Below are 13590 nucleotides of genomic sequence, written 5' to 3'. Positions count from 1 at the left end.
TTTGTCGGAGACCTCGAACACCAGGCTCATGCGTTGGCTTGGTCTTGACGATCGAGCAGGCGCTGCGAGCCATTCTCGGCGAAGGTGCCTTGTGGAGTGCGATCCGAACCGTCTTCAGCGAAGGTGGCCTGAGGGGTGCGATCGGAACCGTTCTCGGCGAAGGTGCCTTGTGGGGTGCGATCCGAACCGTCTTCAGCGAAGGTGGCCTGAGGGGTGCGATCGGAACCGTTCTCGGCGAAGGTGCCTTGTGGCGTGCGGTCCGAACCGTCCTCAGCGAAGGTGGCCTGAGGGGTGCGATCGGAACCGTTCTCGGCGAAGGTGCCTTGTGGGGTGCGATCCGAACCATCTTCAGCGAAGGTGGCCTGAGGGGTGCGGTCCGAACCGTTCTCAGCAACAGTGCCTTGTGGGGTACGGTCCGAGCCATCCTCGGCCAGGTAGGGCTGGCTGTAGCTGGCAGCACTGGAGCGAAGCTCGGCGGAAACACTTTGATCCGCCGCTGGCATGGCGAAAGCGTTGGCAGCGAGGACGGACAGGGTCAGGGAAAGCAGCAATTGGCGTTTCATGATGTAGGCGCTCCTTGGGAGGGCAGAAATTGGGTACAGAGCCAATGCTACTCTTTGAAATTCGATAGAAAAGTTCATAAAGGCAATGGTAACAATCAACGAAAATGATGTTTTGCCGCGAGGGCTCTAGATCGAAGGTTTCAGTGCACCAGTGCGGGGATTTTCGCGGGCTTGGGCACCGTTGTCGGGCGTCACCATCGGTAACGTTGATAGTGAATGACGCATGCATATTTCGGATTGGACGCGTTTTATCGGGCGGATCCCATGCACCGCCGACGCGGCTTGCGCCGCTGCTACAGGGGCATACCACGATCCGTGTAGCAGCGGCGCAAGCCGCGTCCGGGCTCGAAAAACCCAAAAACTAAACCCTCAAGGCGTTTATCAGTCCTACCCTTGTTGGTAGTACCCCCTGTGCTCGCGGGAGCACGCAGTCTCAAGGAGCCCGCAATGACGCGCCCACGTAAAATCGTCGCCTGGACCCTGGGCAGCCTGTTGGTCCTGCTGCTGATAGTGGTAGTGGTGATCGCCACCTTCGATTGGAATCGAATCAAACCCACGCTTAACGAAAAGGTTTCCGAAGCCTTGCATCGTCCCTTTGCCATCAATGGTGACCTCGCCGTGCATTGGCAGCGTGAAGAGGATGAAGGTGGCTGGCGTGCCTGGGTACCGTGGCCGCGTTTCGTCGCCCAGGACATCACCCTGGGCAACCCCGATTGGTCGTCGAAACCTCAGATGGCCAGCCTGCAGAAGGTCGAATTTCGTCTTTCCCCACTGCCGCTGCTGGCCCAGCGCGTGGTCATACCGCGTATCGACCTGACCGGTCCCGATGTCTCTCTGCAACGTCTGGCCGATGGTCGCGCCAACTGGACCTTCCAGTTCGACGAAAAGGACCCCGACGCCGAACCGTCCAAGTGGGTCATGGACATTGGCTCCATCGGCTTCGACAAAGGCGTGGTGGCGTTCGACGACCAGACGCTCAAGACTTCGGTCAAGGTGTTGATCGACCCATTGGGTAAACCCATTCCGTTCAGCGACATCGTCGGCAGCGGTGCGGCCAAGAAAGTCGCCGACCAAGGTGCCAGTGCGCAGGACTACGCGTTCGGCTTCAAGGTCGATGGTCGCTACAAGGACCTGCCGCTCTCGGGCTCGGGCAAGATTGGAGGGCTGTTGGCGCTGCAGGACGCTACTCGGCCGTTTCCCGTGCAGGTCGATGTGCGTATCGCCGACACCCGCGCTGCGGTTGCCGGCACTCTGACCGATCCGCGCAACCTGGGCGCGCTCGATTTGCGCCTGCGCCTGAGTGGCAGCAGCCTGGGCAATCTCTACCCACTGACCGGCGTGACCCTGCCGGATTCTCCCGCGTACGAAACCGATGGGCACTTGTTGGTCAAGCTGCACGAGCCTGGCGGCGCGTCGTTTCGCTATGAGGATTTCAACGGCAAGATCGGCAACAGCGACATCCATGGCAACCTGGGCTTCGTCGCCAGCCAGCCTCGGCCAAAGCTGAGCGGCGCGCTGGTGTCCAACCAATTGCTGTTCGCCGACCTCAAGCCGTTGATCGGTGCCGACTCCAATGCAGAACAGAAGGCCCGCGGCGGAGCGAGCAAGCAACCGGCCGGCAAGGTCCTGCCGGTGGAAGAGTTCAAGACCGACCGCTGGCGCGCCATGGACGCCGACGTCGAGTTCACCGGGCGCAAGATCGTCCACAGCGAAGACCTGCCGTTCACTGACCTGTACACCCATGTCGTGCTGGACGACGGCAACCTGCGCCTGGAACCGCTGCGCTTCGGCGTGGCCGGCGGCAAGCTCGATGCACAGATCTCGCTGAACGGCCGCACCACGCCGTTGCAGGGTCGGGCCAAACTGACCGCGCGCGGCTTTCAGCTCAAGCAACTGTTCCCCTCGTTCGAACCCATGCGCACCAGCTTCGGTCAGCTCAACGGCGACGCCGACATTGCCGGCACCGGCAATTCGGTGGCGGCGCTGCTGGGGACGGCCAATGGCAATCTGAAAATGCTCGTCAATGATGGCGCGGTGAGCCGCGACCTGATGGAGATTGCCGGGTTGAACGTCGGCAACTACCTGGTCGGCAAGATCTTCGGTGACAAGGAGGTGGACATCAACTGTGCCGCTGCATCGCTGGGCATCAAGAACGGGCTGGCCAGCACCGATCTGTTCGTCTTCGATACCGAGAACGCGATCATCTACATCGATGGCACGGTGAATTTCAAGCAGGAACAGCTGGACCTGAAGATCTCGCCGGAGTCCAAGGGTTTCCGCCTGCTGTCGCTGCGCTCGCCGCTGTACGTGCGCGGCCCGTTCGCCAAGCCCAATGCCGGCGTGCAGGCGGTACCGTTGTTGTTGCGCGGGGCTGGCATGGTCGCCCTTGGCGCGACCATCGGGCCTGCGGCAGGCCTGTTGGCGCTGGTGGCACCCAGCGGTGGTGAGCCGAACCAGTGCACGCCGCTGCTGCAGCAGATGAAGGCGGGCAAGGCACCGAAGACGGTACCTGGATCCTGAGCCGGTTTCTGTAGGAGCGTTCCGTGGCCGCGAACCAGGCGCTGCGGTGTGTCAATTGCATCGGGTCGCCTGTTTCGCGGCCACGGACCGCTCCTACGGGGTGCAGGCAAAATGACCGGGCACAAAAAAGCCAGAACCTGAGTTCTGGCTTGGGGCCTGCGACTGACGATTACAGCGCGTTGTAAATGTCGGCCATGTCGTCGGCGTGTTCTTCTTCCTGGGCCAGGATGTCTTCGAAGATGCGGCGAGTGGTAGGGTCCTTGTCACCGATGTACTGGATGATTTCGCGGTAGCTGTCGATAGCGATCCGCTCGGCCACCAGGTCTTCGTAGACCATTTCCTTGAGGGTGTTGCCTGCCACGTATTGTGCGTGGGAGTTCTTGCTCAGCAGGTCCGGGTTGAATTCCGGTTCGCCGCCCAGTTGCACGATGCGCTCGGCCAACTTGTCGGCGTGTTCGGCTTCCTGCTCGGCGTGCTCGAGGAATTCATCGGCCGCAATGCTGGCCTTCAGGCCACTGGCCATGAAGTAGTGGCGCTTGTAGCGCAGCACGCACACCAGTTCGGTGGCCAGCGAGCCGTTGAGCAGTTTGATGATCTCTTCGCGGTCGGCGTTGTAGCCTTCGGTGACGGCGCCTTGATCGACGTTCTGACGTGCGCGGGCACGCAGGTCTTGTACGGATGTCAGTTGGGAAGTTTCGAGGTTCAGCATGTCTATCTCCAGCTATACGGTTTGAGCCGTCGCGCTCTGTTGTTCCGAATTCGGAACCCGGCGGGATCGGTGCAGATGCGTCATTGCATGAATGTCGCTACAGGAATGTGAGTGGCGGCGGCGACGAAAAGTTTTATTACAAATGGCCTGGGGAGGGCCTTTCGTCAGCCGCCTGAAGCAGGATTACGGCGCGGTTTCGTTCAGCTTGCGCTGCTCGCAGGTCATGAAGCCCTTGGTCGCGACACGGCCCGAGCTGTCGAAGCTGACGTAGTAAGGCTGTTGATGGCCTTCACGGTTGAGGATGTAGTTGTTGCAAGTGCCGTAGGCGGAGTTGGCGGTGCCTGCAACGACGGTCGACGGTGTGCCGCCGATGGCCAGGACCTGCTGCATGGTCATGCCTTTCTCGACCTGCTTGACCAGCGGTGCGTCGCGATAGGTCACGAAGTCCACCGGGTTCTGCACGGTGGTGTTCGAGGAACAGCCAGCCAGCGAGGCGATGACACACAGTGCAGCCAAGGATTGCTTGTACATGGGGAGTCGCTCCTTCGATGGGCCGAGAGTGGCCCCGTGCTGGTTTGGAGCGTGGTGAGGAGACGATAGTTCTGAAATTTTTCGCCCGTCGACTGGCTGGCCAGGCCGTCCACGGGCAGCCCACGCTGGAAAACAAATGACGCAATTTAGCCGGGGCCGCGCATGCGTTCGTCTACTGGCCCTTCGCTCGCAACGCTGGCAGACTGCCTGTCCTTTCGAATCGCTCGCTTCTGAGGCTTTATGCCCATGTTCTCTTCGCGTCAAGTGCTGATCGCCAGCTGGATTCTGGTGTTTGGCGGCCTTTTGCTGGTCTTGCCGATGCGCCTGCTGCCCAGCCTGTTGGCGGGCTTGCTGGTGTTCGAACTGGTCAACATGCTGACTCCGCAGCTGGAGCGATTGATCGCCGGGCGTCGTGCGCGGTGGGTGGCGGTGGCGCTGCTGGGCACTCTGGTGGTCAGCAGCCTGGCGCTGCTGTTCGCTGGCGTCATCAGCTTCGTTTTGCACGAAGCGGAAAACCCGGGTGCTTCGCTGAACAAGTTCATGGGCGTGGTCGATCGTGCGCGCGGCCAGTTGCCGCCCTTCATCGACGCCTACCTGCCGGCCAGCGCCGCCGAATTTCGCGTGGCCATCAGCGGCTGGCTAAGCAAGCACCTGAGCGATCTGCAACTGGTCGGCAAGGATGCCGCGCACATGTTCGTGACCTTGCTGATCGGCATGGTGCTGGGCGCCATCATCGCGCTGCAGGCGATTCCCGATCCCGACCAGCGCAAGCCCCTGGCGGCGGCGCTGTTCGACCGTCTGGCGTTGCTGGTGCGGGCCTTTCGCAACATCGTCTTCGCGCAGATCAAGATTTCCCTGCTGAACACCTTCTTCACGGCCATTTTCCTGGCCGTGGTACTGCCGCTATGCGGGATCAAGCTGCCGCTGACCAAGACCCTCATCGTGCTGACCTTCCTGCTCGGGCTGTTGCCGGTGATCGGCAACCTGATCTCGAACACCTTGATCACCATCGTCGGGCTGTCACTGTCGATCTGGGTGGCCATGGCGGCGCTGGGTTATCTGATACTCATCCACAAGGTCGAGTACTTCCTCAACGCGCGGATCGTCGGTGGGCAGATCAGTGCCAAGTCGTGGGAGCTGCTGCTGGCGATGCTGATCTTCGAGGCAGCCTTCGGGCTGCCCGGGGTGGTGGCGGGGCCGATCTACTATGCCTATCTGAAGAGTGAGTTGAAGCAGGCTCAGTTGGTGTAAAGCTTACTGGCCTCTTCGCGGGCAGATGGCTCGCCGCCCGCCCCGCTCCCACAGGTATTGTGGGAACTCTGTGGGAGCGGGCTCTGCCCGCGAAGAGGCCGAACCTGCCTTACTCCGTGCCGTAGCGCTTGCGCGCCTCGATGGCCAGGCCGCTGCCGATGCTGCCGAAAATGTTGCCTTCCACATGCCGCGCATTGGGCAGCATTGCCGCAACGCTGTTGCGCAGCGCCGGGATGCCGCTCGAACCGCCGGTGAAGAACACCGTGTCGACCTGCTCCACGCCTACGCCCGCCTTGATCAGCAATTCGCCGACACTGCCGCGCACGCGCTCGAGCAGGTTGTCGATGGCGGCCTCGAACAACGCCCGGGTCAGCTCCACGCTCAAGCCCGACTCGATCCGGTCCAGCGGCACGTGGCGACTGGCCGCCTCGGTCAGCTGGATCTTGGTCTCTTCCACTTCCATGGCCAGCCAGTGTCCGGCTTTCTGCTCGATCAGCTTGAACAGGCGGTCGATACCGTCGGTGTCCTGGATGTCATAGCGCATGCTGCCAAGGGCCAGCTGCGACTTCTGCAGGTACACCGAGTTGATGGTGTGCCAGGTGGCCAGGTTCATGTGGTGGCTGGTCGGCATGAAGGCGCCGCTCTTCATCCGGCTGCCATAGCCGAACAACGGCATGACGCCTTGCAGGCTGAGCTGCTTGTCGAAGTCAGTCCCGCCGATGTGCACGCCACCAGTGGCCAGGATGTCCTCGGCACGGTCGTCCAGCCCACGGCGCTCGGGCGCCAGGCGCACCAGGGAAAAGTCGGACGTACCACCGCCAATGTCGACGATCAGCACCAGTTCTTCACGTTCGATGGTGGACTCGTAATCGAAGGCGGCTGCAATGGGCTCGAACTGGAACGACACGTCCTTGAAGCCGACCTTTTTCGCCACCTCGGCCAGGGTGTCTTCGGCTTCCTGGTCGGCGGCCGCGTCGTCGTCGACGAAATGCACCGGACGGCCCAGCACGACCTGGTCGAATGCACGACCAGCGTTGGCCTCGGCACGCTGCTTGAGTTCGCCGATGAACAGCCCGAGCAAGTCCTTGAACGGCATCGCCGTGCCCAGCACGCTGGTGTCGTGCTTGATCAGCTTGGAGCCCAGCAGGCTCTTGAGCGAACGCATCAGACGGCCTTCATAGCCCTCCAGGTATTCATGCAGGGCCAGGCGACCGTAAACCGGACGTCGCTCTTCGAAGTTGAAGAAGATCACCGAAGGCAGGGTGATCTTGCCCTCTTCCAGCGCGATCAGCGTCTCGCTGCCCGGGCGATGCCAGCCGACAGTGGAGTTGGAGGTGCCGAAGTCGATGCCGCAGGCGCGGGCCGGGGATGCGTTTTTCATGGCAAGGCGGGTCTGTTCAAAAAACGGCCGCGCAGTGTATGCCAGTTGCGTACAGAATCAAGAGCCGCGGCTGTCTTGAAAGTGCGCCGGCGGCCCCAACCTTCTAGCCATCGACCGGGCTGTACAACTCACTGTTCACATCCAGTGGCCTGCAGCCGATAAACTTCCCATGCGTTGCCGAGTCCGACCAATAGGCGCGGGCGGCGCGCATTCGCTCATTGATGGTGATGCTTAGATGGATTTCAAAGACTACTACAAGATTCTGGGCGTAGAGCCGACGGCGGACGAGAAGGCGATCAAGACCGCCTACCGCAAGCTTGCGCGTAAATATCACCCCGACGTCAGCAAGGAAAAGGACGCCGAGGACAAGTTCAAGGAAGCAAGCGAGGCCTACGAAGCGCTGAGCAATGCCGACAAGCGCGCCGAATACGACGAGCTGCGCAAATACGGCCAGCACGGTCGCCCGTTCCAGGGGCCGCCGGGCTGGCAGGGGCGTGGCGGCGGTGGTTTCCATGAGGAAAGCGCCGGCGATTTTTCGGATTTCTTCAGCACCATCTTCGGCAACAGCGGCGGTGGTCGCGGTGCGGCCGGTGGCAATCCGTTCGGGCGGGGTGGGCAGCAGCGCAGCCCGGCGCGCAACGGGCAGGACGTGGAGATGGAGCTGTCGATTTCGCTTGAAGAAACCCTGGCCGACGAGTCGAAGAAGATCAGCTTCAAGGTGCCGCAATACAACGCCGGCGGTCAGCGCCTGACCGATGTGGTCAAGAACCTCAATGTGAAGATTCCCGCAGGCGTTGCCGACGGCGAACGCATTCGCCTCAAGGGCCAGGGCGCGCCGGGCGTCGCCGGCGGTGCCAGCGGCGATCTGTTCCTGACCTTGCGTCTGGCAGCCCATCCATTGTTCGAGGTGGATGCCGGCGACCTGGTGATTCAGGTACCGTTGGCGCCGTGGGAAGTAGCGTTGGGCACCAAGGTCGCCGTGCCCACTTTGACCGGCCGGATCAACCTGACGATCCGCCCGGACAGCCAGAACGGTCAGCGCCTGCGGGTCAAGGGCATGGGCCTGAAGAACAAGCAGGGCGGGCGCGGTGACCTGTTCGCGCAGATCAAGGTGGTCATGCCCCCAGCAGCCGACGAGAGCACCAAGGCCGCGTGGCAGGCCTTGGCACAGCATGCCGACTTCGACCCGCGGCAGGACTGGGGGCGCTGATCGAGCATCCGTTCAGGCCTGGCACGAGTCGGGGTGGTCAGCGAATCCGGGTCTCGCTGTCGGTGGGTTTGCCAGGCAATGGCAGCTTGAGGCTGATATCGCCACGGATGGGGATCAAGCCCGGCGACAGCACCTCGCCCGTATCTGCTGCGAAACGCAGGGGCTGATCGAAGTCCACCCACGTGACCCGCAGGCTCGGCGTACCCATGATGTTGGCCAGCCCTGGGGTGCGATTGTGGTGGTTGGCCAGCAATTGATCGGTCAAGGCCAGCCACTTTTCATCTGGCTTGCCGCTCTGGAGCGCTTCGATGCGCTTGTACGCGTAGTAAACGCGCATGCGTTGGCCCAGATGCGCCGAGGGGGTTTGCAGCCCGTCGGTGGACAAGCTCGCCGCGCAGTCCAGCGCTTTCACACTGATGCCCTGGCGACGGGCCTCCACCAGCACCTGACGAAGGGTGTAGCGCCCCGTGTCCAGCGTGGTACCGCGGGTGTGCAGGGTACGCAGTTGCTTTTCCAGCTCGCGGGAGAACGTGCCGGTTTTCTCGAACTCGTCCAGCGCCGTTTGGTGCAGATCCTTGAGCAATCCCTGGACATACAGCGTCTTGACCTGCTGCGCCTTGAGCGTTGACATGTACTTGATCAACAGCTGGCAGCTGCCCACGGCGTTGGTCCCCTCATTGATCACCAGACCGTTGTTGATGGCGAACACCTGCGTCAGGAACTCTTTTGGCGTCATGGCAACGGTGATCGCTGGCAATCTAGGGCTGATCTGAGGCAGTGAACCCTGGAAAAACGCCTCGGCCTGGCTGCCCAGGGTCTGTCGAAGCTCGATCAGCTGTGAGCGCGCGGTGCGCAGAACGCTGTCGATGGGTCCGGTCATTAACTGATGCGCGTTGGGACTGATGAGCATGGTGGTGATGTCGCGAAAACCGGGGTCGGTATCGAACGCCGCCAGTGCATCCGCTGCGGCCGTCTGATCTTGGGGGGCGGTCAGGGTGAACAGCTCCCAGCGGCCCATCCAGTCCTTCTGCACAGGCCAGCTTCCGATGATCTGCTGTGGCGCAATGGGGTCGACGATCACCCATCGGTCCAGGGCTTCGATGTGCAGGGCCTGAAACACCTTGCCGTCCATGCGCAGGTAGTGGTTGCCTTCAACGGTGGTGTAGATGCCTTGGTAGATGCCTGTGCCCTCGGTCAGACCGGTCAGGTCTTCCTGGGTAGCCACCGCATCCAACTGCGAGTTGCCGGTAACGATGCGGTCGATCTGGGCCAGATCTGTTTCATCCAGTTCAAGTGCAGCACCCAGTTCCTCGAAGCCTCCCAATTCGGCTATGGCATCGTCGCCTACCCCGCGCAACATGGGCATATCCAGGAGAATGTTCAACGCATCCAGTATCGCCGCTGTGAACGCGGCCTGACGGGCCGCTCGGGTCTCACCGTGTACGGCCTTGGCCAGGTGCGTGCCGAAGGCAATCGAACCGGCTGCCACCGCTACCAGCGCGACGCCCGTATCCGCCGGAGCCAGCGGGGTGACGATGCGCATGAAGGCTTCCAGGTCGATCAGGAACAGTTCCTTGCGCAGTTCGTGGTTGGAGGCCAGAAGCTCTTTGGCATCGAGCTTGAGACGTTCGCGCACCGTGTCGAAGAGGAACGTGAACACGTCCTTGTCGATCACTTTGCTGACGCCGTTGAGCAACCGCTGACCTGATTGCCAAGGCGTCGTGCGAATGCGCTCGAGGGTGGCGAGCAGCAGTTTGCGGGGAGGTACCGTGGACTCTCCGGCGGTATTGAAATGGCCGATCAGACGCTCGCGGCCAGGTTCTTCGGCGGCAGTTTCGGCGATCCACTCGTACAGCTGCTGCTCGTTGTGAAAGGTTCTGAACCAGCCCGCCGGCATGTACAGAATTTCCGGCCCTTCGGCGGTGGTGATGCGCAGGATGTCGAACGAGGTCAGATCGCCCAGGGTGAAACTTTTGACCGACGCCAGGGTGCGCTGAGTATGCAGGCGTTGCAGGTCATCCAGCGTAGGTGGTATGGCGATCGGCCCGGCGAACGCATCGAACACCAGTTTGAGCTGTTTGTTGCTCAATGCGCCTGTGTTGTAGGCGTTCCAGGTGAAGCTGAAGAACAGGATCTTGATCAGCACCCGGCCGTCGTCGGCGTAGTCGCGCAGGAAGGCGTTCAGGCGCCGCTGATAGTGACTGGAAAAATCGGTCGCCCAGAACTCCTTCATGATCTGCGAAGGCGCCAGCGGTACCTCGTTGGTCTCGTTGTAGATTCCCGCATCCTTGACGGTGTAGAAGCCCGACATCTGGTCGAGCAGGTCGAAGTTGATCTGGTAGAAGGTTCTGAAGCGCCGCAGCACCAGCTCGGTGACCGTGAGCGTTTCCTTCGGCTTGCCGATGTGCTGTTGGCCGGTATAGGCCAGGCTACTGGTCTGGGCGTTGTCGAAGTCGTGCCAATAGACTTGGTCCGGATCCAGGTCAAGATGAGTATGGAACTTCAGCAGCTTGATGCCCCAATCGCGTGCCGACTCGCGTACGTCCGGAAAGTGTTGGTAATAGCGCTCGGCAACGGCCGTCACGATCGCCGCCGTAAGGGGGGTTGGGACAGGGGTCGCAATAGGGGGTGTGGTGGTCATGTGTCGCTCCTCGTTGAGTGGAGCGACACCTTAGGAAAACCGGGGCGTGGTGAAGACCTACATAGTTAGACCGCTCAAGCTGCCTCAGAACAGGAAATAGCGCTGGGCCATGGGCAACACGTCGGCCGGCTCGCACCAGAGCAACACCCCATCGGCCTTGACCTGATACGTCTGGGGGTCGACATCGATGTCGGGCAGGTAAGCGTTATGGATCAGGTCGGTCTTCTGTACCGAGCGGCAGCCCTTGACCACGGCGATCTGCTTCTTCAGGCCTAGGCGTTCAGGCACTCCGGCGTCCAGCGCCGCTTGGCTGATGAAAGTCAGGCTGGTGGCGTGGCGCGAGCCGTCGAAGCTGGCGAACATGGGGCGGTAGTGCACCGGCTGCGGCGTGGGAATCGAGGCGTTGGCGTCGCCCATGAGGCTGGCGGCGATGGCACCTCCCTTGAGGATCAAGGTTGGTTTGACGCCGAAGAAGGCCGGACGCCAGAGCACCAGGTCAGCCCATTTGCCGATTTCGACCGAGCCCACTTCGTGGCTGATGCCATGGGTAATGGCCGGGTTGATGGTGTACTTGGCGATGTAGCGTTTGGCGCGGAAGTTGTCGTTGCCCTCGGCGTCTTCGGGCAGCGGGCCGCGTTGTTTCTTCATCTTGTCGGCGGTCTGCCAGGTGCGCGTGATCACCTCGCCGACCCGACCCATGGCCTGGCTGTCGGAGCTGATCATGGAGAACGCACCGAGGTCGTGCAGGATGTCTTCGGCGGCAATGGTCTCGCGTCGAATGCGGCTTTCGGCGAAGGCCACGTCCTCGGCGATGCTGGGGTCCAGGTGATGGCAGACCATGAGCATGTCCAGGTGCTCGTCGATGGTGTTGCGGGTGAACGGGCGAGTCGGATTGGTCGAGCTGGGCAACACGTTGGCGAAGCCGCAGGCCTTGATGATGTCCGGGGCGTGGCCGCCGCCGGCGCCTTCGGTGTGGTAGGTATGGATGGTGCGGCCCTTGAAGGCGGCGAGGGTGGTCTCGACGAAGCCCGACTCGTTGAGGGTGTCGGTATGGATGGCGACCTGCACGTCGTACTGGTCGGCCACGCTCAGGCAATTGTCGATGGCTGCAGGCGTGGTGCCCCAGTCTTCGTGCAGTTTGAGGCCGATGGCGCCGGCCTTGACCTGTTCGATCAGCGGCTCGGGCAGGCTCGCATTACCCTTGCCGGTGAAGCCGATGTTCATGGCGAAGGCATCGGCGGCCTGGAGCATGCGCGCCATGTGCCAGGGGCCAGAGGTGCAAGTGGTCGCGTTGGTGCCGGTGGCCGGTCCGGTGCCGCCGCCGATCATGGTGGTGACGCCGCTCATCAGCGCCTCTTCGATCTGCTGCGGGCAGATGAAGTGAATGTGGGTGTCGATGCCGCCGGCGGTCAGGATCATGCCTTCACCGGCGATCACTTCGGTGCTGGCGCCGATGGCGATGGTCACATCGGGCTGGATGTCGGGGTTGCCGGCCTTGCCGATCGCCGCGATGCGCCCGTCCTTGAGGCCGACGTCGGCCTTGACGATGCCCCAGTGATCGATGATCAGGGCATTGGTGATCAGCGTGTCGACCACTTCGGCGGCCAGCAACTGGCCTTGGCCCATGCCATCGCGGATGACCTTGCCGCCACCGAATTTGACTTCTTCGCCGTAGGTGGTGAAGTCCTTTTCCACTTCGATCCACAGGTCGGTGTCGGCCAAGCGGACTTTGTCACCGACGGTGGGGCCGAACATGTCGGCGTAGGCTTCTCTGGAAATCTTCATCGCTATGCCCTGCAATTCAATTGTGTGTGGCCCCTGTAGGAGCGGTCATCGGCCGCGAATGGCCCGCTGCGGTGTATCGGGTAGAGCGCGTTGCCTCCTTCGCGGCCACGGACCGCTCCTACAGAGGAGGGCGTGTTCAGAGCTCACCCATGATACGACCGGCGAAGCCGTACACGCGGCGCAACCCAGCCAGGTCCACCAGTTCCACTTCGCGGCTCTGGCCCGGTTCGAAGCGCACTGCGGTTCCCGCAGGAATGTTCAGGCGCATGCCCCGGCTGGCGGCACGGTCGAAGTGCAGCGCATCGTTGGTCTCGAAAAAGTGATAGTGCGACCCCACCTGAATCGGTCGATCGCCACTGTTGGCCACGGTCAGGCTCAGCGTGCGCCGGCCGGCATTGAGTTCGATGTCGCCAGGCTGGATCTGGTATTGGCCGGGAATCATGGGAGAGCTCCTCGAAGTGATGAAGGACGGCGGTTCAAGCCGACTCCTGTGGCGGCTCGGCGCCGGGGTTGAGGGCCAGTTGCATGAAGGTCAGGTCCAGCCAGCGGCCGAACTTGATGCCCACCTGCGGCATTTGCCCGGTGGTGACGAAGCCCAGGCGTTCGTGCAAGTGAATCGATGCCTGGTTGCCGCTTTCGATGGCGGCCACCATGACGTATTTGCCACGCTCGCGGGCACGCTCGATCAGCACCTGCATCAGGCGCGCGCCCAGGCCTTTGCCGCGCTGGTCGTTGCGCACATAGACCGAGTGCTCGACGCTGTAGCGAAAGCCTTCGAACGGGCGCCAATCGCCGAACGACGCATAGCCGCTGACCTCGCCGTGTTCCTCGGCGACCAGGATTGGGTAGTTTTGCGCCTTGCGCGCTTCGAACCAGGCCTGGCGGTTGGCCAGGTCGACCGGCTGCTCGTTCCAGATCGCGGTGGTGTTGAGCACCGCATCGTTGTAGATCGCGCAGATCCCTGGCAGGTCGCGCTCGGTGGCGTCACGAATCATGCGC

General features: G+C 62.1%; 11 protein-coding genes. 3 read left to right on the top strand and 8 right to left on the bottom strand.

Annotated elements, in window-relative coordinates:
* Positions 1-26: 26 nt before the first annotated feature.
* Entirely contained in the window at positions 27-563 is a 537-nt protein-coding gene (locus tag AC788_RS18410; protein ID WP_049862006.1) for a hypothetical protein, read from the bottom strand.
* A gap of 447 nt (positions 564-1010) precedes the next feature.
* On the opposite strand from AC788_RS18410, the gene AC788_RS18405 reads away from it, so the two are divergent.
* Positions 1011-3083 carry an AsmA family protein gene (locus tag AC788_RS18405; protein WP_049862005.1) on the top strand — a complete coding sequence of 691 codons (2073 nt, stop codon included), beginning with the start codon at positions 1011-1013 and terminating at the stop codon, positions 3081-3083.
* 169 nt (positions 3084-3252) lie between these two features.
* Here the strand turns inward: AC788_RS18405 and AC788_RS18400 are convergent, their stop codons facing one another.
* Positions 3253-3792, bottom strand: coding sequence for a ferritin-like domain-containing protein (locus AC788_RS18400; protein WP_043191077.1), 540 nt, complete (start codon positions 3790-3792; stop codon positions 3253-3255).
* 183 nt (positions 3793-3975) lie between these two features.
* Positions 3976-4323 carry an osmotically-inducible lipoprotein OsmE gene (gene osmE / locus AC788_RS18395; protein WP_049862004.1) on the bottom strand — a complete coding sequence of 116 codons (348 nt, stop codon included), beginning with the start codon at positions 4321-4323 and terminating at the stop codon, positions 3976-3978.
* 240 nt (positions 4324-4563) lie between these two features.
* Between osmE and AC788_RS18390 the strand changes: the two genes are divergently transcribed.
* The gene (locus AC788_RS18390; RefSeq protein WP_049862003.1) at positions 4564-5574 is read left to right on the top strand and encodes an AI-2E family transporter; all 1011 of its coding nucleotides are present in this window, start codon (positions 4564-4566) and stop codon (positions 5572-5574) included.
* A 109-nt stretch (positions 5575-5683) separates the two neighbouring features.
* Here the strand turns inward: AC788_RS18390 and AC788_RS18385 are convergent, their stop codons facing one another.
* On the bottom strand, positions 5684-6955 hold the full coding sequence (locus tag AC788_RS18385) for an Hsp70 family protein (RefSeq protein WP_049862002.1): 1272 nt from the start codon (positions 6953-6955) through the stop codon (positions 5684-5686).
* Between the two features lie 235 nt (positions 6956-7190).
* Here AC788_RS18385 and AC788_RS18380 point away from each other — a divergent pair, with 235 nt between their 5' ends.
* The gene (locus tag AC788_RS18380) at positions 7191-8165 is read left to right on the top strand and encodes a DnaJ C-terminal domain-containing protein (RefSeq protein WP_049862001.1); all 975 of its coding nucleotides are present in this window, start codon (positions 7191-7193) and stop codon (positions 8163-8165) included.
* A gap of 37 nt (positions 8166-8202) precedes the next feature.
* Here AC788_RS18380 and AC788_RS18375 read toward each other — a convergent pair whose 3' ends face one another.
* From AC788_RS18375 to AC788_RS18360, 4 genes are all read right to left on the bottom strand, one after another.
* Positions 8203-10806, bottom strand: a complete 2604-nt coding sequence (locus AC788_RS18375; RefSeq protein ID WP_152965768.1) for a membrane-targeted effector domain-containing toxin — start codon at positions 10804-10806, stop codon at positions 8203-8205.
* An 84-nt stretch (positions 10807-10890) separates the two neighbouring features.
* Positions 10891-12591, bottom strand: a complete 1701-nt coding sequence (ureC, locus tag AC788_RS18370; RefSeq protein ID WP_049861999.1) for an urease subunit alpha — start codon at positions 12589-12591, stop codon at positions 10891-10893.
* Between the two features lie 136 nt (positions 12592-12727).
* A complete protein-coding gene (locus AC788_RS18365) occupies positions 12728-13033 on the bottom strand; it encodes an urease subunit beta (protein WP_049861998.1) in 306 nt (101 codons plus the stop codon).
* Between the two features lie 34 nt (positions 13034-13067).
* Positions 13068-13586 carry a GNAT family N-acetyltransferase gene (locus tag AC788_RS18360; RefSeq protein ID WP_049861997.1) on the bottom strand — a complete coding sequence of 173 codons (519 nt, stop codon included), beginning with the start codon at positions 13584-13586 and terminating at the stop codon, positions 13068-13070.
* Between the last annotated feature and the right edge of the window lie 4 nt (positions 13587-13590).

Source organism: Pseudomonas sp. RIT-PI-a (assembly GCF_001187875.1).
Classification (GTDB): Bacteria; Pseudomonadota; Gammaproteobacteria; order Pseudomonadales; family Pseudomonadaceae; genus Aquipseudomonas; species Aquipseudomonas coleopterorum.
This window is presented reverse-complemented; position numbering and strand designations above follow the sequence as displayed.